This window comes from Vibrio sp. 1978 (genome assembly GCF_033344345.1).
Map to the genome: position 1 here is coordinate 1 of NZ_JAWPOP010000272.1, position 848 is coordinate 848.

Consider the following 848-nt stretch of genomic DNA (forward strand, 5'->3'; position numbering starts at 1 on the left):
CTTCGATAGGCAGTGCGCCCGCATCTTCCATTGTGTTGAAGAAGATAGGTGCAATTTTACCGCCAAGCACGTAACCACCAGCGCGTTTGTTAGGTACGTAAGGGATATCATCGCCCATGAACCATAGCACTGAGTTAGTTGCAGATTTACGAGAAGAGCCAGTACCAACAACATCACCAACGTACACTAGCTGGTGACCTTTTGATTTTAGCTCTTCGATTTGTTTGATTGGACCGATGGTGCCTGGCTGGTCAGGGTTAATACCCTCTCGTTCGTTTTTCAGCATCGCAAGTGCGTGTACTGGAATATCAGGGCGAGACCATGCATCAGGAGCTGGAGAAAGATCGTCCGTGTTCGTTTCACCTGTCACTTTAAAGACAGTCAGCGTGATTTTTTCTTCAAGCTTAGGCTTAGATAGGAACCATTCAGCATCCGCCCAAGATTGAAGCACTTTTTGTGCATGAGCATTGCCTGCTTTCGCTTTCTCTTCTACATCATAGAAAGCATCAAACATCAGTAGCGTATGAGACAGAGCTTTCACAGCGATTTCAGCCAACGCTTCATCGTCTAGTAGCTCAACTAACGGTGCAATGTTGTAACCGCCTTGCATTGTACCCAGTAGCTCAGCCGCTTTTTCTCGGCTTACAAGCGGTGAAGACACTTCACCTTTTGCTACTGCAGTCAGGAAACCAGCTTTAACATAAGCAGCTTCATCTACACCTGGTGGAATACGGTTTTCTAGTAGGTCAAGAATGAACTCTTCTTCACCTTGCGGGGGATTTTTCAGAAGTTCTACAAGTCCAGCAACTTGCTCTGCGTCTAGCGGTTTAGGAACAACTCCTTCGGCA

1 pseudogene is annotated in these 848 nt (G+C 46.7%); it reads right to left on the reverse strand.

Annotation, left to right across the window (positions count from 1 at the left end):
• Nucleotides 1-848, reverse strand: a pseudogene (locus R8N49_RS26035) (aconitate hydratase B); the annotation flags it as partial.